A 23,679-nucleotide genomic window follows, 5' to 3' on the forward strand; every position below is an offset into this window, starting at 1 on the left:
GACTGCTATTCGGCCGGTGTGTTGCCCATGACCACGTCCTCGACCCGGCAGGTCTCGGCGATGACGAGCTCGTACAGCCGGTGCAGGAAATCCTGGTTGAGGCCGTGCTCGGCGCCGTACTCCGCGGCCCGCTTCTGGACTATTCCAATTCGGTGGGGCTGCATCATCGGCACACCGTGCTCGAGTTTGTGCTCGGCAATGCGCACACACACTCCGATGCGGTCGCGCAATGTGTCGAGCAGACGAACGTCAATGGCGTCGAGTTCCGCGCGCAGCTCCTCGAGGCGGTCGACTCCGGTGACCGAATTGACCGTTGACACAATGCACCTCCACGACGTGGTTCTTCCCTTTTCGCCCATGCCGGACCCGGCCTGCCGCACACAAACGGCAAACCTCAGCAGGAGGACGTGCGGTCAGCTCATATTCGCTGGAACAACACCGGCACCTTGCCCCGTGCCGATCTCTCGAATTTCGCGAGTTCCGCCCGTTCGACCGAGAATCCGGCACACCTCGGGCCCATCAGCACTTTGCGCAGCTGGTAGGCGGGCAGCAGGTGTTCTCGCACCAGTTCGGTGGACAGGCCTTGCGGCGTGCGCGGTGACAGCAGCAGCCGCACCTCGTACTTCGACGACTCCCACAGGAACTGGAGCTGCACGTCCTCGGCGTCGGTGATGCCGAGGACCTCCAGGGCCCCGATGAGCTGGTCGGACGAGATCGTCCAGTTGTCCACGTTCATCGACTGCGCGGTCCGCCCGAGCAACGTCAGCAGCCGCGCCGGACTGCCGCACCCGCACGGTTCGGTGGTGAAGTACCCGCGGTCGCCGATGCGGTAGCGCAGCAGCGCCATGCCCGTGTCCGCGAGCGGCGTCACCACGATCTCACCGGCTTGACCAGCGGGAACGTGCTCACCGGTGTCGCTGTCGACGATCTCGACCAGCACCGCGTCCTCGTGCACGTGGTGGGTCGCGCCGCTCAGGTGCGCGCACTGGTAGCCGATCGGCCCGGTCTCGGTCGTCGAGTAGGCGAGCGAGCGGACGTTCAGCCCCGGCAGCACGGAATGCACCGCGTCCAGCCGCGCCCGGCCCATCGCCTCACCGAGGTAGAGCAGGTTCTCCAGGGATCGCAGCTGGTCAGCAGGGGTGGTGGTGATCAGTTCAGTGGCGAACGCCGGCCCCGCGACCAGCGTGTCGATCCCGTGGTCGCCGATGGCCGCGGCGATCTCGTGGAACGGCATCGTGCTGCCCAGCGGAAACGTCAGCGTGGGCAGATGTTTGCCCAAATCGTGCACGAAGATGAACGCGCCGTTCAGCTCCGCCGGGAACAAGCAGTTCGCGATGCGTTCCGGCGCCTTCCCCAGCACCGCCCGCACGCCGCGGGCGCCGAGGAGGTCGACGACCTCGTTCGACTCCCACGAGTGGTACACGACCTTGTTGCGTCCCGACGTGCCGCTGGAGCGCAGCACCATCCCCGGCAGACCACCGCGCAGCAGGAAGTCGTCCGAGTGTGGCGGACACCGTTCGGCCAGGTCAGCAGGGGTGAGCAGAGGCAGTGCGGCGATGCCGGCGACACCCGCACCGTCGGCGAGCGTCGGCCATCGCCTGCTCACCGCGGGCGTCTCGCGGACGGCTCGCACCATCGCCGCGAGGTTGTGGTCCCTCAGCTCCTCCAGCTCTTCCCTGCTGATCACGTCCAGATCTCGGGCAAGTCGCACCGCGCTCGCGCCGCCTATGGCATGCGCGAACAATTCGAATTCCAAATTCATCAGACCCCCGCTGGTCGCACCGCTCACCGTATTCGCCCCAGTGCGATGTGCGGTACCCATGACTCGTCTTCGAACGTAGCTGAGGCCCGGCAGCCCGTCCAGCGGTTCTCCGGTAATTGCCGGTTGAGCCGCAACGCACACCGTTGACACACCGCGGATGCACCTTTGTGGACAATGGCGGCCGTCACGAAGGATCACCCGATCGGACCTCACGTCGACCACAGAAAGTATGCACGGTGGGAACCGTGAGCATTGCGCGTGATTCCGCGCTAGGCTCGGACGGGGGAGTCGAGGTGCATTTCCTCGTTGTTCACTTCAAATTTCTGTTCGCTTGTCGGAACCCGGGGAGACCGATGAACAGCGTCGTGGAAAGCACCTGCGCACTGACACGCGTGCGTGAGGTGCGAGCCGTCTCCGCACTGCCGTTCGACGTCCGCCACGAGGTAGAGGAGGCGCTGAGCCGGCCGGCGGCCCAGCAGCCGGTCTGGAGATCGGCGGCGGACTGCCGCGACGCCGTGGCCGCGCTGAGCACCGCGCCACCGGTGGTGCTGGCATCCGAAGTGGACGATCTGCGCGCACGACTCGCTTCCGTGGCGCGTGGCGAGGCCTTCCTGCTCCAGGGCGGCGACTGCGCGGAGACCTTCGCGGGCAACACGGAGGCGCACATCCGCGCCAACTTCACGACCCTGGTGCAGATGGCGGTCGTGCTCGCGTACGGCGCGGGCACCCCGGTCGTCCGGGTGGGCCGGGTGGCGGGCCAGTACGCCAAACCCCGTTCGTCCGAAGTGGACCCCTCCGGCCACCCCTCGTACCGCGGCGACATGGTCAACTCGGCGTCACCGGCCGACCGGACCCACGATCCCGCACGCATGGTGCGGGCGCACGCGAACTCGTCCGCCACGATGAACATGTTGCGCGCCTTGGCCCACTCCCCTGTGCCCGTGAGCGACGCCCCCACCGGCCGCCGGTACGCGGCCCTGGTGGCCGAGGTAGACCGCGCACTGCGTTTCATGCAGGCGTGCGGCGCCGCGAACGACTACACCCGTGACGTCTACGCGAGCCACGAAGCCCTGGTGCTCGACTACGAACGCGCCCTGCTCCGGATGGCCGGCGGCAGGCTGTACGGCCTGTCCGGCCACTTCCTCTGGGTGGGCGAACGCACCCGCCAGCTGGACGGCGCCCACATCGCCCTGGCCGCGCTGCTGGCCAACCCGATCGGCCTGAAGATCGGCCCGACCACCACCCCGGAGTCGGCGGTGGAGTACGTGCAACGCCTCGACCCGCACGGCGAACCCGGCCGCCTGACGTTGATCAGCCGGATGGGCCACGACCGCATCAGGCACGTGCTGCCTCCCATCATCGAGAAGGTGACGGCCTCAGGGCACCAGGTCGTCTGGCAGTGCGACCCGATGCACGGCAACACCGAGACGTCCTCGACCGGCCACAAGACCAGGAGGTTCGACCGGGTCGTCGACGAGGTGGCGGGGTTCTTCGAGGTGCACCGCGCCCTCGGCACCCACCCCGGCGGCCTGCACGTGGAGCTGACCGGGGAGGACGTCACCGAGTGCCTCGGCGGCGAGCAGGACATCGCGGAGGCCGACCTCGGCGAGCGGTACCTGACGGCGTGCGACCCGCGCCTCAACCCGCGGCAGTCGATGGAGCTCGCGTTCCTGGTGGCGGAGATGCTGCGGGGCTAGCGGGGGTCCGCCGTCACGAGGTGGAGGAACGCGGACCACGCCTGCTTCGATTCGGGCTATAGCTGCTCTTGCGCCAGATCGACAAGTGAAACTCCCCCTCGAGACTCGAGGCTGCTGATCAGCTCCCTCGACTCTTCAACACCTAGGGCTTGCTTGTCGAGCAAGTCCAACACGCTGTCGTAGTCGTCCAGGCTTTCCTCGTCGTCGAGGAACAAGCCGGTTCGCAGGGACTCGATCCAGATGGCCGGCTCGTACTTGTCGTACTCCAGCTTGATGAACGGACCGGCCGCAGGGGTACGCGCCGATCGCCGTCGGCACGACTCTGATGGTGATGTACGGGCGCACCGCCATCGTCAGGACGTGGAGGAGCTGAGTCTGCATGAGGCCTGAGCCACCCACCGGCAGCCTGAGTGCGTTCTCGTGGATGTAGAAGAGGAACTCCCGACTGCGGTTGAAGATCACCTGCCGGTCAAGCTTCATTCGGATGAGGTCGTTGAAGTCCGGAGGCTTGATGACCGCTGAACTCTCCATCAGGGCGCGGATGTACCCGGCGATCTGGAAGAGCCCAGGCACGTAGGCCTGCGACCATGATCAGCTCGACCTCGGTGATGCCGCCCTTGCCGTTCACCGCGTCGGACGTCTTGGCTTCCTGCCAGTCCAACAGTTCGGCGAGTCTGCGTTGGGTCATGCCGCTCTGTTCGACGGCGTCGCGGACGCCCTGACCGAACTCGCGGCCCACCACGGTCGAGTTGCGCTTCGGCATGCAGACGGAGCTAGGAGACGGACTCCCCTTCACTCCACCGTTTCTGCCCGAATCTCGCCGAACGAAGTACCACTTGGATTCGTTCCAACCCGACACGCCGCGCTAGCTGGGCGTACTCGTCAGCAAGCTCTGCGACGTCGTCGGCACCGAACTGTTGACGCTGCTGCCCGCGGACGACGACTGCTGCGGCGGAGTCGACGGCTCCGTCTGCGGCGGGTTGGTCACCGTGGTCGTGGTGGTCGTCGTGGTCGTCGTGGTGGTGGTCGGCGGCGTCGTTGTGGTCGTCGTCGTGCACGAGGACGGCGGCGGTGTCGTGGTGGTGGTCGACGACGTGGTGCTGGAGGTCGTGCCCGTGGTCGTGGTCGGGCAGTTCGGCGGCGTCGTCGTCGTGGTGGTCGTCGTGGTCGTGGTCGTCGGGTTGCTGGTGTTGCCGTTGCCCGGCGGGTTTCCGGGGTTGCCGGGGTTGGGATTGCCCGGCTGCGGGTTCTGCTGGTTGTTGCCGTCGTCCGGCAGCAGCGGCAGCGTGTCGATGTTGTCGCTGTAGAGCTTGGCCCACTGCAGGACCTTCGCGACGTACGCGTTGTCCCGGTTGTACCGGTAGATCGCGGCGGCGCGGTCCGACGGCTTGTTCATGTCGAGGCCGCCGGAGCACAGGTAGCGGCCGGAGCCGAGGGCGGCGTCGTAGATGTTCTGCGGGTTGAAGTCGCCGTCGTCGTTCAGGTCGCCGCGGTAGCTCGCCCACGTCGAGGGGATGAACTGCATCGGGCCGACCGCGCGGTCCCAGGCGGTGTCGCCGTCATAGCGTCCGCCGTCGGTGTCTCGGATCGGTTCGATGTTCGGTCCGCCGTTGAGGACCGGGCCGAGGATCTTGGGGGTGGCGTCGCCGTTGCCGTTCACACGGCCGCCGTTGGCGTGGTTCGACTCGATCTTGCCGATGCCTGCGAGCAGCGACCAGTCGAGGTTGCAGCCAGGGACGAGCTCGCCCATCCGGTCTGCGGCGCGGAGGTAGGCGTCGACCATCACGCCGGGGATGTCGTGCACGCCGGTGGTGTCGATGCCGTCGTCGATCAGGCTGTCGTCGTAGTCGCCGTCGATCTCGCCGTCGTCCTCGAGGTCGGCGAGCAGCGCGGCGCTCAGTTCGTCGGACAGCGGCAGGCGGCCGGAAGCGCCGAGTTCGGACGGGTCGCGGTGCAGGGCGCCGAAGACGTCGGCGGGGCCTAACGAGACAGCGATGTCATCGTGCTTGGCGAGGTTGACCCAGTCGACGAGCTTGGTGCCGACGATCATCGCGGGGGCGAGCATCGCAGCCAGCGCGGCGACGGCGAAGCCCTTTTGCCTAGGGCTCAACACCGACGGACCACGCAGTTTGGCCATTGCCACGAATACTCACCTCTCGTGCGTCATCGCGGCTCGCCGTCCTGCAGTTACGGCGAACGCCCCCTGTCCCACCCTGCCCCACTACGAAGCCTAGGTGTACCCAAGACGGAGTGAAGCGTGTGTTCGGTTCCGTTGACTGTTAACTCGCCGAACATTCACCTGCGGGCCACAGGCCCTGCTCGCCCAGGAGTGCCAGCGCCTCGTCGCCCATGGGGTTGACCCCGGGGCCCTTCGCGAGCGCGTGTGCGACGTGCACGTGCAGGCACTTGACCCTGACCGGCATGCCGCCCGCGGTGACCTGGGTGCCCAGCGACTCGATGGCGTCGCGTTCCGCGAGGTACGACTCGTGCGCGCGCTGGTAGGCGGCCGCGAGGTCCGCGTCCGTGGCCAGCCGCTCCTGCTGCTCCTTCATCAGCCCGCCGCCTTCGAGCGTGCTGACCAGGGAGTTCAGCTTGGGGCAGGTCAGGTAGTACAGCGTCGGGAACGGCGTCCCGTCGGGCAGCCGCGGCGCCGTCTGCACGACGTTCGGGTGCCCGCTGGGGCACCGCGAGGCGATCGCACGTGTCCCGCGCGGCGTGCGGCCGAGCTGCTGAGCGACCGTTTCCAGGTCAGCAGCACTTACTTGTGCGTCACCGATTCCCACAGTTCCTCGTACCAGGACCCTTCTGCCGCCTGCTTGCCCGACGGCCTCTCCGTCTCCGTGTTGCGACCCTCGTCACCCGGCAGTTGCACGATGTAGGGCGTCTCGCCGGGCCGCACCCAGTGCAGCCGCTTGCGCGCCTCGATCTCCACGTACGCCGGGTCCTGCAGTTCCGACTTGCGCTTCTCCAGCGCGGCGACCGTCTCGCGCAGCTTCTGCTGCTCGGCGCCCACGTCACGCAGCTCGTCGCGCTGCGAGAGGTAGGTCCGCAACGGGACCGCGATGCTCAGCGCCAGTGCGCACAGCACCATCGCGAACAACGCGGCCCGCCGCGTACCGGTCATTCCGAACGCGCCACCCGTGCCCTCACTGCGCCGCGACGGCGCCTTGGGACGGGGTGGCTTGCGCGCGCGTGCGGGCCTCGCCTCCCGCTCTTCGCGGGGGCGGCGGGGACGACGCGCGCGCTCGGCCATGCCTTACAGCCTCTCAGCTCTCCGGCGTGTAGCGCGGGAACGCGAGCTCGCCCGCGTAGCGCGCCGCGTCGCCGAGGCTCTCCTCGATGCGCAGGAGCTGGTTGTACTTCGCGGTGCGCTCACCGCGGGCCGGGGCACCGGTCTTGATCTGGCCGGCACCGGTCGCGACGGCGAGGTCGGCGATGGTCGTGTCCTCGGTCTCGCCCGAGCGGTGCGACATCATCGACTTGTAGCCGTACGACGTGGCCAGCGAGACCGCGTCGAGCGTCTCGGAGAGCGTGCCGATCTGGTTGACCTTCACCAGCAGCGCGTTGGCGGCGCGGCGGGAGATGCCCTCCTCCAGGCGCTCCGGGTTCGTGACGAACAGGTCGTCGCCGACGATCTGGACCTTCTCGCCCAGCTCGGCGGTCATCTGGACCCAGCCGTCCCAGTCGTCCTCGGACAGCGGGTCCTCGATGGAGACCATCGGGTAGTCGCGCACGAGCTCGGAGTAGTAGCCGATCATCTGCTCGGCCGACCGCTTGTTCTTCTCGAACGTGTAGGCACCGTCGGAGAAGAACTCCGTGGCGGCCACGTCGAGCGCGAGCGCGATGTCGCGGCCCGCCCGGTAACCGGCCTTCTCGATGGCCTCGAGGATCAGGTCGAGCGCGTCGCGGTTGCTGCCCAGCGACGGCGCGAAGCCACCCTCGTCACCCAGACCCGTGGCGAGACCCTTGCTCTTCAGCACGGACTTCAGGGCGTGGTAGACCTCGGTGCCCCAGCGCAGACCCTCGCGGAACGTCTCCGCGCCGATCGGCGCGATCATGAACTCCTGGATGTCCACCTCGGTGTCGGCGTGCGAACCACCGTTGAGGATGTTCAGCATCGGCACCGGCAGCACGTGCGCGTTCGGCCCGCCGATGTAGCGGAACAGCTCCAGGCCGGAACTCGTCGCCGCCGCCTTCGCGACCGCGAGGCTCACGCCGAGGATCGCGTTGGCGCCGAGACGCCCCTTGTCCGGCGTGCCGTCCAGGTCCACGAGCTTCTGGTCGACGATGCGCTGCTCGACGGCCTCGATGCCGACCAGCTCGGGCCCGATCTCGTCGAGCACCGCGGTGACCGCGCGCTCGACACCCTTGCCCAGGTACCGCTTGGCGTCGCCGTCCCGCAGCTCCACCGCCTCGTGCTCACCGGTCGAAGCACCCGACGGAACAGCCGCACGCTCCAGCGTGCCGTCGTCCAGCGCCACCTCGACCTCGACGGTGGGGTTGCCGCGCGAGTCCAGGATCTCGCGTGCTCCGACCTGTTCGATGACCGCCACTTGCGCTCCCTGTTTCTCCTGCGTCTCGTCTCGCGACGAGCCTACTTGGGCCAGGTGACCGGCCGGGGCTCGACACCGTCAGATCACAGTGGGCCCGTCGCGCCTGTCTACTGAATCGTGCCAGACGCTCTACGTGCTGACCATGGCCGTCCTGTCAGCTCGTCCAGCAGTGGACTCTCGTGCCCGGCGGCCGGTTCCGGATCAGGTCGGCCAGGTTTCGCAGGAGGTCCGCTGCGATGGCCGGATCGATTCGGCCGGTCGAGCTCTCCGCCCACCGCCGCGCCAGCTCGTCGAGCGCGGCGGTTGAAGCGTTCGCCAGGGATCTTTGCAGCGCGTCGGACAGCGCGAACACCCACGCGCCGGTGTCTTCGTGCTCCGCGACCACTTCAGGGACGTCGCTGTCCAGGAGGTCGTCGAACGACGTGCCGGTCAGATGTTCTTCCCAGTGGAGCAGGGCCTCTTCGGCGTCGAAGTTCCCGCAGGAGAGAGGCCGGGACGACGGATCTGGACCGTGGGCGGCGGCTTCCTCGTTCGTCGCCGCGAAGAACTTGACGATGCTGCTCATAAGCGAACCGGCAGGTGCTTCACGCCGTTCTGGAAGTTCGACCGCAACCGGCTGACCTCCCCGTCGAGCTCCAGCACCCCGGGCAGGTCGAGGACCGCGTCGAACACGGCCCGCATCTGCGTCCGGGCCAGCTGCGCGCCCAGGCAGAAGTGCGGACCGTGCCCGAAGCTCAGGTGGTCGGCCTCCCGCCGCCCCACGTCGAACCGGTCCGGCTCGGTGAACACGCGCTCGTCCCGGTTGGCGGACGAGAACCAGACGACGACCTTGTCCCCCGCCCGAATCCGCTGCCCTGACAACGAAGTGTCCTGCACGCAGGTGCGGCGGAAGTGCATGACCGGTGTCCACCAGCGCAACATCTCCTCCACCGCGAGAGGAAGCAGCGAACGGTCGGCGCGCAGACGCCGATACTGGTCAGGGTGGGAGAGCAGGGCGATCATGCCGCCCGGGATGCCGTTGCGCAGGGTTTCGTTGCCCGCCACGGAGAACAGCCAGAAGAGGTTCTCGAACTCCTCCAGCGAGATGTCCTCCCGCATGAGGTTGCTCAGCACGTCGTCCCCAGGCGACGAGCGCTTGTACGAACCCAGCGCGTGTGCGTAGGCGTAGAGGTCGGGCATGCCGTCGCGGGCTCGTGGGTCGCGGCCGTCGTCGGGACGGAGCTCCAGCGCGGCGAGGGCCATGTCGGTCATGCCGGCGGTCGAGCTGGACGACAGGGCGTAGTCGGGGTCCTGGAAGCCGATCACGCGGTTGCTCCAGTCGTAGAGCAGCGCTCTGTCCTGGCGCGGGACGCCGAAGACGTCGGCCAGGGTCAGCAACGGCAGATCAGCGACGTCGGACGCGAAGTCGCCGGACAGGCCATGGACGATCTCGCGGGCGTTCGAGCGGATGCGGTCTTCCAGGCGCGCCACGGCGCGAGGGGTGAAAGCCCTGGTCAGCATGCGTCTGAGCCGCGTGTGCGTGGGCGGGTCCTGGTTGAGCATCATGCGTTGGACGTAGGCCAGATCGGCAGGCAGGGGGTCGCGGATCTGGGTAGCGCCTCGATGTGAGGAGAAGACGGAAGGCGTGCGCAGGACCGTGCGGACGTCCTCGTGGCGGAAGACCGCCCAGAAGTCGTCGATGCGCACCACGTCCTTCTCACGCAGCCGGGTTAGTGCGTCGTGCGGGACTCCCGATGTATACGTGTCCGGGTCGACGATGAGGTCGGCATCGGTCCTGGGCATAGAACGGATTCTGACGTGCTTCATGTCGAACGTGGTGGGAACGGGCCGTTGCTGGTGCTGCTGCACGGGCTGGGCGCTACCGGCGAGGTGTGGCAGGACGTCGTGGAGGACTGGTCCGGCAGCTGGCTCGTGCCCGATCTGCCCGGTCACGGACGAAGCGCGCGGATCGACCGGTACTCGTTCGGTTCGCTCGCGGCGGCGGTCGCTGAAGTCATCCCGCGCGAGCCGGTGACGATCATCGGGCACTCGCTGGGCGGCGTGGTCGGGCTGGCGCTGGCGAGCGGGTGGTTCGGGGTCGAGGTGACCACGTGCGTCGGCGTCGGGATCAAGGTGCGGTGGACCGACGAGGAGCTGCAGAAGGCCGCGGCGCTCGCCGCCAAGCCCGGGAAGGTCTTCGACACCGAGGAGGAAGCCGTCGAGCGGGCGTCGAAGATGGCGGGTGTGCCGCTGCGGCACGGCGTGTCCGAAGTGGACGGTGGGTGGACGCCGTCGCTGGACATGAGGGCCTTCGGCGTGGGCCGGCCGGACATGGCCGGGCTGATCATGTCCGCGCAGGCCCACGTCGTGCTGGCGGCGGGTGAGAACGACCCGATGAGCCCCCAGGAGCACCTGCGGGAGCTGGTGCCCGAGCCGGTCTCGTTCCCCGGCGCGGGCCACAACGTGCACGTCGAGTCGCCCTCGTCCCTGCGCACTGTGCTGGCTCAGCCCGCGACGTAGCCGCCGTCGGCCGTGATCACCGAGCCCGTGATGAAGCTGGCCTTCTCGGAGGCCAGGAACAGCACGGCTTCCGCGATCTCGTCGGGCTGGCCGACGCGCTGGAGGGGCAGGTCCTTCGCGATCGCGTCGAACACCTCACCGGCCTCCGCCAGGGCCTTCTCGGTGGCGACCGGGCCGGGTGCCACGGAGTTCACGCGGACGCCGGCGGGACCGAACTCGGTGGCCCACGAGCGGGTCAGCGCGTCCATCGCGGCCTTGGAGGCGTTGTAGACGGACCCGACCGGCGTGCCGACCACGGCCGCGATCGACGAGACGTTGACGATCGAGCCCCCGCCCTTGGCGACCATCGCCGGGGCGAGGGCGGCGGTGAGGAAGTAGGTGCCGCGGACGTTGACGTCGAACACCTGCTGGTAGACGTCGACGGACTGCTCGGTCGTCGGCGAGAACGGGAAGATGCCGGCGTTGTTCACGAGCACGTCGACGTCGCCGACCTCCTCGGCGAGCTTGCGGACGTCGTCGACGCTGGCGACGTCCGAGACGATGAAGTGACCGGTGCCGCCGGCCTGCTCGATCAGCGCGACGGTCTCCTTGCCGAGCTCCGCGCGGCGGCCGGTGAGGTAGACGGTGGCCCCCGCCTCCGCGAGCTTGACCGCGATGGAGCGGCCGATGCCGGAGGTGGCGCCGGTGACGAGGGCCTTCTTGCCTGCGAGTTCCTTGGTTGACATGTCTCCGAACTTGCCGACGCCGGATCGTCAGGCCATAAATTCCGGATGAATCAGCTGGTCAGCACAGGTGCACGCCAGCCGAAGTACATCCGCACGAAATGCGGCAGCCGGTACCGGCCGAGCACCAGCGGTTCGATCAGGTGCACGTCGGCGAGCGACTCCAGCGCGAACTCGATCGAGCCGGGGTCGGCGCCGGACATCTCCGCCGCCTCGCACACGTCGATGACGTCCGCGTCGCGGCCCGCGAAGCACAGCAGCAGGTGGCGTTCGTGCTCGGTGAGCTGCTGCTCGGCCTTGATCATCGGCGCCACCACGGCCATGCAGTCGGACGGGATGGCGTCGCCGAGCCGCGTCTTGCGTTCCATCTGGGCCAGCAGCATCCCCAGGGTCCAGGTCGGGCGGCCGGTGAGCTTGCCGCCGAGCACGCGGATGGGGTTCGGCAGGTAGGAGACGCGCGCCAGCACCTCGTCCGTGACGGCCGCCTCGGCGTCGACCCGGACGGGGTCGAGGACCCTGCGGAAGAACTGGTTCGCCTCGGCCTCGGTCAACCCGGCGACCTTCAGCCACGTCACGCTGGGCAGCTCGTTCCACCTGCGCACACTCGTGAGGACCATCGCCGAGCCGGGCGTGTGGAGCTCCGCGATCTGGGCGGGGTCGTGCACGTCGTCCACGACGATCAGGAACCGCTTGCCGCGCGCCTTCTCCCGCCACAGCGCGGCTTTGTCGCCGTGCGGGTTCTCGACGCCGACCGCGCGCAACAACTCGTTGGCGACGTCCTTGCCCCGCACGAAGATCTGCCCGTCGGGGTAGTCGTGCTTGGCGAGATGCGCGACGTGCGTGGCCAGCGCCGTCTTGCCGCTGCCGTGCATGCCGGTGATGCCGACGGTGCGCGGGAGGGTCCGGAGCGCCAGCGCGATCTCGGCCGTGCGGCCGGTGAAGTCGGGCAGGCCGGGCGGCAGTTGCTCGGGCCGGCGCGTCAGGTTCAGCTCGCCCCGCAGGATCTGCGCGTGCACCTCGCGCAGCTCGGGCCCCGGTTCGAGTCCGAGCTGCTCGTTCAGCAGAGCGCGTGCCTGGTGGAACTGCTCCAACGCGTCGGCCTGCCTGCCGTCGCGGTAGAGGGCCTGCATCAGCAGTGCGCGCGTTCGTTCCCTGAGCGGGAAGGCGGCGACGTGCTTCTGCAGTTCGAGAACGTCCATCTCGCGTTCGAGCAGCGCTTCGCGGCACTGCATCCGCTCGTTGCCGATCCTGACCCGCTGGGCCTCGAAGTACGTGCTGCTCAGACCCTCGAGCGGCTCGTCACGGCAGTCGTCGAAGATCTCGGCTTGAAGCGTGTAACCGCCGTCCTTGGACTTCAGGTCCAGCTCGGGGATGGCCTTGCGGATCTTGTACATGTACGTCCGCAGCGCCATCACCGCACTCGGCGTCGGGTCGTCCCAGACCATGCCGATCAGCTGGTCGTTGCTCAGCCGCAGGCCGTTGTTCAGCAGCAACGCCGCCAGCACCGCCCGCTGTTGCCGCGGGCCCAGATCGATCTCCTCGTCGTCGCGCCAGGCTCGTACCGGACCCATCAGTGAGAAGCGCAGGCTCATGCAACGTGACAACGCCCGCGGGCATTCCTCGCTTCCCGTCTCACGGACCGGCCGGCAACGGGCGGGGCCCGATCACCTGCTTCATCACGATCGTCGAGGTCAGCCCGCGCACCCCGGGCAGCTTCGCCAGCGTCTCCTCGTACAGCCGCTGGTACGACGCGAGGTCCGCGGTGACCACGCGCAGCAGGTAGTCGGGGCTGCCGAACAACCGTTGCGCCTCCACGACGTTCGGCACGTCGACCAGGGCGCGGTCGAAGTCGGCCATGGTGTCCAGGCGCACCTTGGCGAACACGAGGGCCTCGAAGCCGAAGCCGAGCGCCGCCGCGTCCACCACCGCGCGGTAGCCGTGGATGACACCCTCGCGTTCCAGCTCGCGCAGGCGGCGCTGGCAGCGCGAGACGCTGAGTTGCACGCGCTGGGCCAGGTCGGTGACGGTGATCCGTCCGTCGCGCTGCAGTTCAGCAAGAATCTTGCGGTCCACGGCGTCCATGAGCAAAGAACGCAAACACCTTGCGCGCGAGTTCCCCTAGCTTTTGCCCCATGAGCAGCGCGAATCCGTTACGTCAGCTGACCCTGGACCAACTGAGGCGCCGCACCAGCATGAAATGGCGGTACTACCCCGAGGACGTGCTGCCCGTGTGGGTGGCCGAGATGGACGTCCCGCTCGCCGAACCCGTCGCCAGGGCGATCACCGACGCCGTCGAGCGAGGGGACACCGGCTATCCGAACGGGACCGCCTACGCCGAGGCGCTGGCCGGGTTCGCGAAGGAGCGCTGGGGCTGGGAGCCCGCGGTCGAACGCACGGCGATCGTGCCGGACGTGATGCTGGGCGTGGTCGAGATGTTCCGGCTGGTCTCGCACCGGGACGCGCCCGTCGTCGTCAACTGCCCGGTCTACCCGCCGTTCTACCAGTTCGTGGAGTCGCTGGGACGCCAGGCGGTCGAGGCGCCGCTGGGCGCGGACGCGCGGATCGACTTCGCCGCGTTGGAGGCGGCATTCGTGCGGGCCGGACGGGGTGCGGTGTACCTGCTGTGCAACCCGCAGAACCCGACCGGCACCGTGCACACCACCGCCGAACTGGAGGAGGTCGCGCGGCTGGCCCGTGCACACGGCATCCGCGTCGTGGCGGACGAGATCCACGCGCCGCTCACGACCGGCGGCTTCGTGCCGTACCTCAGCGTCGCGGACGACGGGCTGTCGTTGATGTCCGCCTCGAAGGCGTGGAACCTCGCCGGGCTCAAGGCCGCGCTCGCCATCGCCGGGCCCGACTCCGCTGACGACCTGAAGAGGCTGCCCGAGGAGGTGAGCCACGGGCCCAGTCACGTCGGAATCCTCGCGCACACCGCGGCGTTCGACGACGGCGCCGACTGGCTGGACGCCCTGTTGGAGGGCCTCCAAGAAAACCGGGAACTGCTCTCCGGCCTGCTCGCCGAGCACCTCCCCGCCGTCCGCTACTCCCCCGGCCAGGGCACCTACCTCGCCTGGCTGGACTGCCGCGCGCTCGGCGACGACCCGGCCAGGACGTTCCTCAAGCGCGGCAGGGTCGCGCTGAACTCCGGGATCCCGTTCGGCACGGGCGGTGCCGGGTTCGCCCGGATGAACCTCGCGACCTCGCCGGAGATCATCACCGAGGCGGTTCGCCGGATGGCCGAGGCATGGCACGGACGGCTCGCTTGACGGCCTGGGTGTTCCGTGTCCGCAGTGGACTCGGGCAGGTCGCCGGTCTGCTGCTCGGCGGGCGTCCGCACGGGCCGTGCGGCCACTCAATCGAGTTCTGTCGCCCGGACGGCAGTCGAAGAACCGGCAGGCGGTAGGTAACGTTGATCGAATGACGGACGGCACCTTCGAGGCGTTTCGGAAGGCCGAGGCGTTGATGGCTCAGCGCAGGCCGCTCGACGCGCTGCGCGAACTGAGGCGGGTGCTGGACGAGGCCGGCGAGGCGCCGTCCGTGCAGCTGCTCGCCGGCCGGGCCTATCTCGGGTCCGCGCAGCTCAACCGGGCTGAAGAGGCGTTCCGCAAGGTCCTCGACCTCGATCCGAGCGATCACTACGCGCGGTTCGCGCTCGGTAGGACGCTGCAACGGCAGAACCGCCTCCCCGAGGCGCTCGCCCAGCTCCGGATGGCGGTCGCGATGAACCCGTCGCCGGAGTACCAGGAAGCGCTCGGAGAGGTCAAAGCCCGGCTGGCCCTGGGGAACTGATCACCGGAACAGGGTGTCTCCCCAGAACCCGCCCTCCTTCACCCCCGGCGGCACCGCGAAGTGCCCGGACCCGGTGTGCTCCAGGTACTCCATCATCTCGTCCTTTGTGGACAAGGCCTGCTGCATCGGGACGAACTGGGTGCGCGAGTCCCGGTTGAACGCCACGAAGAACAGTCCCGCGTCGAGGTGCCCGAGCCCGTCCGTGCCGTCGGTGAAGTTGTAACCGCGACGCAGGATCCTGGCGCCGTTCAACGACTCCGGCGCCGCGAGCCGGATGTGCGCGATCTCGCCGATCAACGGGATCCCGCCCGCGCCCTTGACGTGCAGGTCGGGTTCGTCGAACTCCTTGTTCTGCCCCAGTGGCGCGCCCTCGCCCTTGGTGCGGCCGACGATCTGCTCCTGCTCGGCCAGTGACGTGCGGTCCCAGATCTCGATGTGCATGCGGATCCGCCGCGACACCAGGTACGTACCGCCGACGAGCCACTCCGGCCCGTCCTCCTCCGAGACCCAGACGTGGTCCCGCAGGTGCTCGGTGTCCTCGGCCTTGATGTTGCGCGTGCCGTCCTTGAACCCGAACATGTTGCGCGGCGTCGCCTGGTCGCGCGTGGTCGAGGACGTCCGTCCGAACCCGAGCTGCGACCACCGCACCGCGACCCGCCCGAACCCGATGCGCACCAGGTTCCGGATCGCGTGCACGGCCACCTGCGGGTCGTTCGCGCAGGCCTGGATGCAGATGTCCCCGTTGCTGCGCGCGGGGTCCAGGTCGTCCTGCGGGAACCGGGGCAGGTCGATCAACCGCTCGGGCCGCCTGTCCCTGATCCCGAACCGGTCGTCGAACAGCGACGGCCCGAAGCCGATCGTGATCGTCAGCGCGGACGCGGGCAGGTCGAGCGCCTCGCCGGTGTCCTTGGGCGGCGCCTGGGCGTTGCCGCCGACCGCACCGTCCTCCGCGGCCTCCTGCCCGGCCGTCATCCGTTCCGCGGCGACGGTCCACTGCTTCAGCAGGTCGACCAGCTCGTCGCGGCTCTTCGTCTTCACGTCCAGCGCGACGAAGTGCATGTGGTCCTGCGCGGGCGTCGTGATGCCGGCCTGGATCTCACCCCGGAACGGCACCTTCGCCGCGGCGAGGTTCTCGATCTCAGGTGATCGGGACGCCAGCACACCGGCGGCGGCACCCGCACCCGCGAGCGCCACACCGGCGCCCGCGAACCCGAGCAGCCTGCGGCGGGGAACCCCCGTCACTTGGCCGACACCACTTCCGCGACCTTGCTGACGGGCTCGCCCAGCGCGTCGACGGCCTCGGCCAGCGCCTTGACCTCGTCCTGCGTCAGCTCGGTGTAGAGCTTGAAGCCGTCACCCTTGCGGTGCTTCTCCAGTGCCTCGTCCAGCGCCTTGAACTTCTCGTCCAAAGTGGACACGAGCGCCTTGTCCCTCTGCTCCACCACGGGACGCAGCGCGGCGATCGCGGCCTGCGACCCGTCGACGTTCGCGCGGAAGTCCCAGAGGTCCGTGTGCGAGTAGCGGTCCTCCTCACCGGTGATCTTGCCGGTGGCGACCTCGTCCAGCAGCTCCTTGGCACCGTTGGCCAGCTGGACCGGCGTCAGCTCCACCGACTTCGCCTTGGACACGATCTCCTTGACGTCGACCAGCAGCTGGTCCGCGATCTTCTCGGAGTCGGCCTGCAACCCGGACTCCCAAAGGTCCTTCTCGAGGCGGTGGAAGCCGGTGAACGCCATGCCCTCCTCGATGACGTCCTCACGGCCGTCGATCTTGGGGTCGAGGTCGCCGAAGCTCTCCGCGACGGGCTCGATGCGTTCCCAGTACAGGCGCGACACGGGGAACAGCGCCTTGGCGTCGTCGACCTTCTTCGCCTTGACGGCGTTGACGAACTCCTCGGTCTTCACCAGCAGCTGATCAGCCTGCGAGCCGACGTAGCGCTGGTAGCTCCTGGTCGCCTCGGCCAGCATCGTGTTGCCGTCGGTCGACTTCTTGGCGTCACCGGTCACCGTGAAGTCGCCGCGGATGCCGTCGCCCTTCATGCCGGGCTTGCACGCGGTCTGGAACTTGCCGGACTCCGTGACCTCGACGATCAGCTTCCGGGTGAGCCCGGGCCCGATGTTCTCGACCTCACCGAGGATGCGGTCCCCTTCGGCGTAGAGGTAGAACTCGGTCACCTTGGTGCCCTTGTTGGTCACCTCGAACGTCACGTTGCCGGCCCCGGCCTCGGTCTTGGCGACCTTGCACGCGTCGTCGGTCGCTTCGACGGCGATGTTGCCGTTGGCGCCGGTCGTACCGCCGTTGCTGCTGCACGCCGCCAGCACCGCGAGGGAACCCAGGATGACTGCTGCCTTGCGCACGGTTGCTCCAGTGATCAGTTGGCCACGGCGGCGCGACGACGCGGCCGGACGAGGAACAGGGACAGGACCACCACCACGTAGGAGACCCACGCGATGGCCTGCAGCACGGACGTCCGCTGCGAGTAGTTGAAGAAGCCCTTGAGCAGCGCCCCGTACCAGGAGTCCTCCGGCAGGGTGTCGCTGATGTCGAACGCCAGCGTGTTCAGCCCGGGCAGGATCGCGGCCTCCTGCAGGTCGTGGATCCCGTAACTGAGCACACCCGCGGCCACGAACACGAGCAGCACACCCGTGACCGTGAAGAACTTGCCGAGGTCGAACCGGATCGCCCCCTGGTAGAGCAGCGCGGCGATCAACACGGCGACGAAGATCCCCGCCAGAAATCCGATGAGCGGCTCCGCCGTACCCCCTCCGGCGGCCTGCACGCTGGAATAGAAGAAGACCGCCGTCTCCAGCCCTTCCCGACCAACGGACAAAAGGGACACGACAACGATGGCAAAAGGTCCGATTTCGAGCGCTTCATCCATTTTGCCGCGCAACTCGGCCGCAATCGTCTTGGCCGCCCTGCGCATCCAGAAGATCATTCCGGTGACAAAGGCGACCGCGATGATCGACATCGTCCCGCCGAAGGCTTCCTGCTGCTCAAAGGTCATCCCGGCAGCACTGAACGTGATGATCGCCCCGGCCGCTACGGACAGTGCCACCGCCGTCGCAACACCGACCCAAACCCATTTGAGCGCATACCGTCGATCGGTCTTCACGAGGAATGCGATCAGGATGCTCACCACGAGCGCGGCCTCGAGCCCTTCGCGCAGCCCGATGAGCCCATTGGCGAACAACATCCCACGCCTCCGAAGATTAGGTCGACCTATTTAAGGTAAGGCTCACCTGATTGTCCAGACGCCATCAGTGCCGGTTTCATCACGCTTCCCCCCGTCACCACTGGCGCGGAGCACGTAGCCTGGGTCGCGTGGTCCCGCCGCCCGCAGTCCAGGAACCCGCCCGCCGCAACCGCTCCGGCAACATCTTCGGCCGCATCGTCCTGGTGCTGCTGCTGATAGTCGTGGTCGCCGCAGGCGCCTGGGGCCTGGGCGCCCTGGGCCCGCCCCCGTTCCTCGTCCCGATCCAGCAGGTGGAACCGGGCGCAGCGGCGCCAGGCAGCGCCCCGTCCCCTGGCACCACGGCAACCGCCAACCCCCTGGCCGACTGGGCGACACGAGTAGCGTCGAAGACGGACATCCCGGCCAGGGCCCTGCACGCCTACGCGCAAGCAGACCTGACGATGCAACAAGAGGCCCCAGCCTGCCGAATCAGCTGGGCGACCCTGGCCGGCATCGGCAGGATCGAGTCGCACCACGGCAACATCAACGGCGCCCGCCTGCAGGAGAACGGCCTGCCGTCCCGCCCGATCATCGGCATCCCCCTGGACGGCGGCCCAGGCGTGAAGGCCATCAAGGACACCGACGGCGGCCGCCTGGACGGCGACACCACCTGGGACCGGGCAGTGGGCCCGATGCAGTTCATCCCGGGCACCTGGAACCGCTGGGCGAAACGAGCGGCAGGCGACGGCCTCCCAGCAGACCCGCAGAACATCGACGACGCCGCCCTGACAGCGGCCCGCTACCTCTGCGGAGGCAGCGCACGAGACCTCGGCACGGGCCAGGGCTGGTGGGCAGCAGTGCTGGCGTACAACAACTCCGTGGAGTACGGCCAGAACGTGTTCAGCGGAGCCGACGCCTACGCCAGGGCAAGCATCCCGCAGTAGCGCCAGAACACGCTGACGCAGGGGTCCTCTTCGCTCAAGGACCCCCCGCGACCCAACGTACAGAGCAGGTCTGACACTCCGACGAGGTCGAGGCAGGCCGCCTGGCCGCACGCCACGCCGAGGGCGGGCTGCCTGACCTCACGCGATGCCAAAGGCGAGCCCATGGATCGCATGCGACGCCGCCTGGCCGAACGCAAGCCGACGGATCGCACGCACGCCGATCGCAAGCTGCCCGACCGCACGCGACGCCGAAGGCGAGCCCCACCTGATCGCACGCGATGCCGCAGGCGAGCCGTCCTTACCGCAAGGTCTGGGTGGGGTGGTCCCGTCACGAGTCGCACCTCAGCTCTTGCTGCACCTGAAGAAGGGTGTGGCCCGCTCTGGTGCGGCTCGTGACGGGACCACCCCACCACCGCACCCCTCAAAGCAACGCAACTCCGCCCAAAGCAACAGGCGTGCCATCTACCCACGCGTGGCGCGGGCCGGTCTTCGATCAGATCGTGGGGGGTCTGGGGGGGGCGGAGTCCCCCAGGAAGCAGCGCAACCGCACGCCCGCAACGCAACCACCTACGAACTCAAAACAGGAACCCCCACCGAAACCTCAACCCGATCAACAGGAGGCTCAGCCCGATCAACAGGAGGCTCAACCGGCGAGGTGACCGGCGGCGAGGTAACCGGCGGAACCACAGGCGGAACCGGCTCCTCAGCCCGAGGCGCAGACGAAGGCGGAGCCTCGACAGGCGCTTCCACCGGCGCCACAACAGAACCAGGCGCCTCAACAGGAGGCCCAGGCTCCACACTGGACACAACCACAGAGGTAGTGGTGACCACCGGCGAAGCCGACCCAGAAGGCGAATTGGGCTCTTCCTCGCCAGGCCCAGCAGGCTCCCCAGGCTCGTTCCGCCCAACAGCCACAGGCTCACCAGCACCAACCCGAACAGTCTCGGTAACGGTAGCCCCGACCACCCGAGTCTGCGTAGCGGTACGAGCAGCCCGAACCTCCCGAGCCGCCCCCTCCACCACCACAGTCTCAGTAACGGTGGCCAACGAAACCCCAGCCTCAAAAGGCTCGGTCCACCACTGAGACGAAGGCCGGGAAGGCGGAGGCGCAGCCAACGGCGCCTCCGAAGGCGACCCGGTCAGTGCGATCAACGCGAACATGCCGCCCAGTGCCAGGAACGGCACGACGACCACGGCCCCGAAGCATCCACGGCCACTGCGCGGCTCTTCACGATGACTCATCTCCAGCACACCCCCGAACGGTGAGAACTGTTCCATCTGGTTGATCGTCCACATGGAACAGTCCGTCACAGTTCTTTAGTAACACGATGGGGTGTTCATGCCAGCGGTGGCAACTCCGGAGCGTGAGCTGCGGGCGAAGATGAAAGAGTTTCCAGGGCCAGCGAGACGGCCTTCTCCAGCTGCGGGTCGCGGCCGGACACGCGGTCTGCAGGCGTCATGACCACCTCGATGTCGGGGTCCACGCCGTAGTTCTCGACCGCCCAGCCGTGTCCCTTGAAGTAGGACGCGTACCTCGGCTGGGTGACCAGGGTGCCGTCGACGAGCGTGTACATCATGTCGATGCCGATGACGCCGCCCCAGGTGCGCACCCCGACGACGGGGCCGATGCCGAGTTCCTTGATGGCCACGTTGACGATGTCGCCGTCGGAGCCGGCGTACTCGTCGGCCACCGCCACGACGGGGCCGCGCGGCGCGTCCTGCGGGTAGGACTCGGAGGCCGTGTAGCCGCGGGCTACCGACCAGCCGATGACCTTGCGGCCCAGCTTCTCGATCACCAGCTGCGAGGTGTGGCCGCCGCCGTTCTCGCGGACGTCCAGCACCAGGGCCTCGCGGGTCAGCTCGACGCGCAGGTCGCGGTGCAGCTGGGCCCAGCCGGCGCCCATCATGTCGGGGACGTGCAGGTAGCCCACGCGGCCACCGGACTTCTCGTGCGTGAACGCACGGCGGTTGGCGACCCAGTCGTGGTACCGCAGAGGCTCCTCATCGGCCAGTGGCACCACCACGACCCGACGCAGCTCGCCACCACCACCGGGGCGCACGGTCAGCTCGACGGGCTTCCCCGCGGTTCCGACCAGCAACGGGCCGGGGCCGGCCAGACCGACCGGACGGCCGTCGACGGCCACGAGTGCGTCTCCCGCGCGCACGGCCACGCCGGGCGCGCACAGCGGCGAGCGGGCGTGCGGGTCGGACGTCTCGCCTGGGATCACGCGCTCGATGATCCAGTCCGAACCCGAGCGGACCAGGTCCGCGCCCAGCAGCCCCTGACGGCGGGACGCGGGCACGCTCGGCGCCGAGCCCCAGACGTAGGCGTGCGAGGTGCCCAGTTCGCCCTGCACCTCCCACAGCAGGTCGACCAGGTCGTCGTGGCTGCCCACCTCGGCCACCAGCGGCCGGTAGCGGTCGAGTTCGCCCTGCCAGTCGACGCCGCCCATGTCGGTGCGCCAGAAGTTGTCGCGCATGAGACGCCCGTTCTCGGCGTACATCTGCGCCCACTCCAGCGCCGGGTCGACGACCACCCGCACGCGGGACAGGTCGATCTCCACGTAGTCAGCAGAGTCCTCGTCGGCCTTGCTGTCGGTCGGCACGACCCGCAGGTCACCGCGGTCCTCGACGAGCATCCGCTTGCCGTCGCCGGACACCGCAAACGCTTCCGCGCTGTCCGCCAGGCACTCGGTCTTCTGCTTGCCGAAGTCGTAGCGCTCCAGCACGGTGCGCGGCGGGCGCGCGTCCGGCGAGGCCAGGTTGTCCCCCAGCACGCCGAGCAACGGCCGGCGCAGCCACAGCAGACCACCGCGCGCCGCCTTCAACGACACGTAGTCGGCGGCCGCGACGGGAACCGGCACGACGCGGTCGGCGAGGCCTTCGAGGTCGACCTTCGTCACCGGCGCCTTGTCGTCGTCGTCCTCCGAGTCCTTGTCCTCGTCGCCGACCGGGCGCCCGCCGTGCATCGGGGCGAACGGCGACGGCGTGGTGGCGGCCAGCGGCACGAGGTGCGGGCGGCAGCCGGTCGGGAACGACAGGTCGAACACGTGCGCGTCGTAGATCGGGTCGAACGTCCGGATCGACAGGAACGCCAGGTACTTGCCGTCCTCGGTGAAGGTCGGCGCGAAGTCGGCGAACCGCAGCGACGTCACGTCCACAACGGACAGATCGGCCGCGTTCACCATCTTGATGTGCCGCAACGGGGTCGGGCCTGGGTGCGACCACGCCAGCCAGGCGGAGTCCGGCGAGAACGCGAGGTGCGTGACGTGCGCGTTCGCCCCGCGGACGACCTCGCGCACCTCCCCGGAAGCGATGTCCACCAACAACAACCGGCCGTCGTGCGTGGCGACGGCGACCCGCGAACCGTCAGGTGCGGCAGCCAGCGACATGACTCGGCCGAGGGCACCGGAAGCGATGCGGCGAGCGGTGTTGCCCGGCTCGACTCCGCCGACGGGCGCGATCTCCAGCGCCTCCTCGCCCTCGACGTCGGTCACCCACACCACGTGACCGGTCTCGCCGAGCACCTTCGGCAGCCGCGCCCGGACGTCGGAACGGTCGGCCAGCACGCGGACCGGGCCGTCGCGATGCGTCACCCAGTGCACGGAGCCGCGGACCTCGACGGCCGACGCGCGGCCGGTGTGGTCGACGCTGAACGACTCGATGTTGCCGGAAGCCTTGACGTGGCGCGGTTGCAGGCCGGTGCGCGGGCCGCCGAGCTTGATGTCGAGCTTGCGCAGGGCCTCCAGGCCGTCGAGCAGCCACAGTTCGCCGGCCTGGTGGAAGATCACCCGCGAGCCGTCGGTGGAGGCGTTGCGCGCGTAGAACTCGCCCTCCGAGTGGCGGCGCAGGTCGGTGCCGTCCGGCAGCACCGAGTACACGCTGCCGACGCCCTCGTGATCGGAGAGGAACACGATCCGCCCGTCGACCCACATCGGGTTCGACAGCGTCGACTTCAGCTCGGACAGGATCCGGGTGAAGTCACCGGAGCCGTCGGCGTCGACCCAGAGCTTCCCCGCCGTGCCGCCGCGGTACCGCTTCCACATCGACGGTTCCTGCATGTAGCTGGACGACGTGACGACCTGGCCGTCCGGGCCGAAGGAGACGTCGTTGACCCAGCCGTACGGCAGCACCTCGGACGGTCCGCCGTCCAGCGGAACGGCGTGCGCCCGCTTGCGGTTGCGCGACATCTGACCGGTGGTCGACACCGCCAGCACTCGCCCGTCCGGTGTCCAGCCCGACACGGCTGTCCGGGCCACGCCCCAGTGCGTCAACCGCCGTGCCGGACCACCGTCCACAGGCGCGACGCGCACTTCAGGGGCGCCGTCGATCACGCTGGCCCACGCGAGATGCGTGCCGTCAGGCGAGAAACGGGGCGTACGGGCAGGAACCTGGTCAGCGGACGCGCGCCAGGCCCTTCCTCCATCGACGGGCGCGAGCCACACGTCGTCCTCGGCCACGAAGGTCACCAAGTCACCGCGCAGGTGCGGATACCGCAGGTAAGTCACGAGATCGACGTTAGCCCACGCCCACCG

General features: G+C 68.7%; 21 protein-coding genes and 1 pseudogene. 5 read left to right on the forward strand and 17 right to left on the reverse strand.

The window, feature by feature from the left end; translation table 11 throughout:
• Positions 1–5: 5 nt before the first annotated feature.
• Positions 6–320, reverse strand: a complete 315-nt coding sequence (locus DFR72_RS15155; RefSeq protein WP_245982967.1) for a chorismate mutase family protein — start codon at positions 318–320, stop codon at positions 6–8.
• 98 nt (positions 321–418) lie between these two features.
• Positions 419–1,687, reverse strand: coding sequence for an AMP-binding protein (locus tag DFR72_RS15160; protein ID WP_090065530.1), 1,269 nt, complete (start codon positions 1,685–1,687; stop codon positions 419–421).
• A 467-nt stretch (positions 1,688–2,154) separates the two neighbouring features.
• On the opposite strand from DFR72_RS15160, the gene DFR72_RS15165 reads away from it, so the two are divergent.
• The gene (locus tag DFR72_RS15165) at positions 2,155–3,459 is read left to right on the forward strand and encodes a 3-deoxy-7-phosphoheptulonate synthase class II (RefSeq protein ID WP_245982970.1); all 1,305 of its coding nucleotides are present in this window, start codon (positions 2,155–2,157) and stop codon (positions 3,457–3,459) included.
• A gap of 56 nt (positions 3,460–3,515) precedes the next feature.
• Here DFR72_RS15165 and DFR72_RS47895 read toward each other — a convergent pair.
• The 8 genes and pseudogenes from DFR72_RS47895 to DFR72_RS15200 all read right to left on the reverse strand — a co-directional run bounded on the left by DFR72_RS47895 (position 3,516) and on the right by DFR72_RS15200 (position 9,794).
• Positions 3,516–3,990, reverse strand: a pseudogene (locus DFR72_RS47895) (DUF5753 domain-containing protein).
• On the reverse strand, positions 3,929–4,222 hold the full coding sequence (locus DFR72_RS15170; RefSeq protein ID WP_114773679.1) for a helix-turn-helix domain-containing protein: 294 nt from the start codon (positions 4,220–4,222) through the stop codon (positions 3,929–3,931). Before DFR72_RS15170 ends, DFR72_RS47895 begins: the two are co-directional and overlap by 62 nt.
• A gap of 102 nt (positions 4,223–4,324) precedes the next feature.
• Positions 4,325–5,569 carry a lytic transglycosylase domain-containing protein gene (locus DFR72_RS46335; RefSeq protein ID WP_177224540.1) on the reverse strand — a complete coding sequence of 415 codons (1,245 nt, stop codon included), beginning with the start codon at positions 5,567–5,569 and terminating at the stop codon, positions 4,325–4,327.
• Between the two features lie 169 nt (positions 5,570–5,738).
• Complete coding sequence (locus tag DFR72_RS15180; protein WP_170176277.1) at positions 5,739–6,242, reverse strand: DUF501 domain-containing protein; 504 nt, start codon at positions 6,240–6,242, stop codon at positions 5,739–5,741.
• Positions 6,218–6,712, reverse strand: a complete 495-nt coding sequence (locus DFR72_RS15185; protein WP_245982972.1) for an FtsB family cell division protein — start codon at positions 6,710–6,712, stop codon at positions 6,218–6,220. The genes DFR72_RS15180 and DFR72_RS15185 overlap by 25 nt, the downstream gene beginning before the upstream one ends.
• 13 nt (positions 6,713–6,725) lie before the next feature.
• The gene (gene eno, locus DFR72_RS15190) at positions 6,726–8,012 is read right to left on the reverse strand and encodes a phosphopyruvate hydratase (RefSeq protein WP_030482071.1); all 1,287 of its coding nucleotides are present in this window, start codon (positions 8,010–8,012) and stop codon (positions 6,726–6,728) included.
• A gap of 154 nt (positions 8,013–8,166) precedes the next feature.
• A complete protein-coding gene (locus DFR72_RS15195; RefSeq protein WP_090065527.1) occupies positions 8,167–8,577 on the reverse strand; it encodes a hypothetical protein in 411 nt (136 codons plus the stop codon).
• Positions 8,574–9,794, reverse strand: a complete 1,221-nt coding sequence (locus DFR72_RS15200) for a cytochrome P450 (protein WP_090065526.1) — start codon at positions 9,792–9,794, stop codon at positions 8,574–8,576. Before DFR72_RS15200 ends, DFR72_RS15195 begins: the two co-directional genes overlap by 4 nt.
• Before the next feature lie 15 nt (positions 9,795–9,809).
• Between DFR72_RS15200 and DFR72_RS15205 the strand changes: the two genes are divergently transcribed.
• Positions 9,810–10,511 (forward strand): alpha/beta fold hydrolase, encoded by a 702-nt coding sequence (locus tag DFR72_RS15205; protein WP_090065525.1) that lies wholly within the window; start codon positions 9,810–9,812, stop codon positions 10,509–10,511.
• Here DFR72_RS15205 and DFR72_RS15210 read toward each other — a convergent pair.
• From DFR72_RS15210 to DFR72_RS15220, 3 genes are all read right to left on the reverse strand, one after another.
• A complete protein-coding gene (locus DFR72_RS15210; protein ID WP_090065524.1) occupies positions 10,496–11,236 on the reverse strand; it encodes an SDR family NAD(P)-dependent oxidoreductase in 741 nt (246 codons plus the stop codon). The genes DFR72_RS15205 and DFR72_RS15210 overlap by 16 nt on opposite strands.
• A gap of 50 nt (positions 11,237–11,286) precedes the next feature.
• A complete protein-coding gene (locus DFR72_RS15215; RefSeq protein ID WP_170176278.1) occupies positions 11,287–12,804 on the reverse strand; it encodes an AfsR/SARP family transcriptional regulator in 1,518 nt (505 codons plus the stop codon).
• Between the two features lie 61 nt (positions 12,805–12,865).
• A complete protein-coding gene (locus DFR72_RS15220; protein ID WP_090065522.1) occupies positions 12,866–13,315 on the reverse strand; it encodes an Lrp/AsnC family transcriptional regulator in 450 nt (149 codons plus the stop codon).
• Positions 13,316–13,365: 50 nt separating this feature from the next.
• Between DFR72_RS15220 and DFR72_RS15225 the strand changes: the two genes are divergently transcribed.
• On the forward strand, positions 13,366–14,502 hold the full coding sequence (locus DFR72_RS15225) for a MalY/PatB family protein (RefSeq protein WP_090065521.1): 1,137 nt from the start codon (positions 13,366–13,368) through the stop codon (positions 14,500–14,502).
• Positions 14,503–14,653: 151 nt separating this feature from the next.
• Complete coding sequence (locus tag DFR72_RS15230) at positions 14,654–15,025, forward strand: tetratricopeptide repeat protein (protein ID WP_090065520.1); 372 nt, start codon at positions 14,654–14,656, stop codon at positions 15,023–15,025.
• Here the strand turns inward: DFR72_RS15230 and efeB are convergent, their stop codons facing one another.
• Genes efeB through efeU form a run of 3 tightly spaced genes read right to left on the reverse strand, consistent with a single transcriptional unit; the run spans position 15,026 to position 18,221 of the window.
• Positions 15,026–16,267: an iron uptake transporter deferrochelatase/peroxidase subunit gene (gene efeB / locus DFR72_RS15235; RefSeq protein ID WP_090065519.1), complete on the reverse strand. Its 1,242-nt coding sequence runs from the start codon at positions 16,265–16,267 to the stop codon at positions 15,026–15,028.
• Positions 16,264–17,382, reverse strand: coding sequence for an iron uptake system protein EfeO (gene efeO / locus DFR72_RS15240; RefSeq protein WP_245982980.1), 1,119 nt, complete (start codon positions 17,380–17,382; stop codon positions 16,264–16,266). The genes efeB and efeO overlap by 4 nt, the downstream gene beginning before the upstream one ends.
• A gap of 14 nt (positions 17,383–17,396) precedes the next feature.
• Positions 17,397–18,221, reverse strand: coding sequence for an iron uptake transporter permease EfeU (gene efeU / locus DFR72_RS15245; RefSeq protein ID WP_090065518.1), 825 nt, complete (start codon positions 18,219–18,221; stop codon positions 17,397–17,399).
• 128 nt (positions 18,222–18,349) lie between these two features.
• On the opposite strand from efeU, the gene DFR72_RS15250 reads away from it, so the two are divergent.
• Positions 18,350–19,144, forward strand: a complete 795-nt coding sequence (locus DFR72_RS15250) for a lysozyme family protein (protein ID WP_245982983.1) — start codon at positions 18,350–18,352, stop codon at positions 19,142–19,144.
• A 1,337-nt stretch (positions 19,145–20,481) separates the two neighbouring features.
• On the opposite strand, the gene DFR72_RS15260 is transcribed toward DFR72_RS15250, so the two are convergent.
• A complete protein-coding gene (locus DFR72_RS15260) occupies positions 20,482–23,652 on the reverse strand; it encodes a S41 family peptidase (RefSeq protein ID WP_090065515.1) in 3,171 nt (1,056 codons plus the stop codon).
• Between the last annotated feature and the right edge of the window lie 27 nt (positions 23,653–23,679).

The organism is Lentzea flaviverrucosa (assembly GCF_003350445.1).
Lineage (GTDB): Bacteria > Actinomycetota > Actinomycetes > Mycobacteriales > Pseudonocardiaceae > Lentzea > Lentzea californiensis.

Bases quoted from the DNA above. Each gene is read 5' to 3' on its own strand.
- DFR72_RS15170 (WP_114773679.1), bottom strand. From the start codon at position 4,222: ATGCCGAAGCGCAACTCGACCGTGGTGGGCCGCGAGTTCGGTCAGGGC.
- DFR72_RS15185 (WP_245982972.1), bottom strand. From the start codon at position 6,712: ATGGCCGAGCGCGCGCGTCGTCCCCGCCGCCCCCGCGAAGAGCGGGAG.
- DFR72_RS15195 (WP_090065527.1), bottom strand. From the start codon at position 8,577: ATGAGCAGCATCGTCAAGTTCTTCGCGGCGACGAACGAGGAAGCCGCC.
- DFR72_RS15200 (WP_090065526.1), bottom strand. From the start codon at position 9,794: ATGCCCAGGACCGATGCCGACCTCATCGTCGACCCGGACACGTATACA.
- DFR72_RS15210 (WP_090065524.1), bottom strand. From the start codon at position 11,236: ATGTCAACCAAGGAACTCGCAGGCAAGAAGGCCCTCGTCACCGGCGCC.
- DFR72_RS15215 (WP_170176278.1), bottom strand. From the start codon at position 12,804: ATGGGTCCGGTACGAGCCTGGCGCGACGACGAGGAGATCGATCTGGGC.
- DFR72_RS15220 (WP_090065522.1), bottom strand. From the start codon at position 13,315: ATGGACGCCGTGGACCGCAAGATTCTTGCTGAACTGCAGCGCGACGGA.
- DFR72_RS15225 (WP_090065521.1), top strand. From the start codon at position 13,366: ATGAGCAGCGCGAATCCGTTACGTCAGCTGACCCTGGACCAACTGAGG.
- DFR72_RS15230 (WP_090065520.1), top strand. From the start codon at position 14,654: ATGACGGACGGCACCTTCGAGGCGTTTCGGAAGGCCGAGGCGTTGATG.
- efeU (WP_090065518.1), bottom strand. From the start codon at position 18,221: ATGTTGTTCGCCAATGGGCTCATCGGGCTGCGCGAAGGGCTCGAGGCC.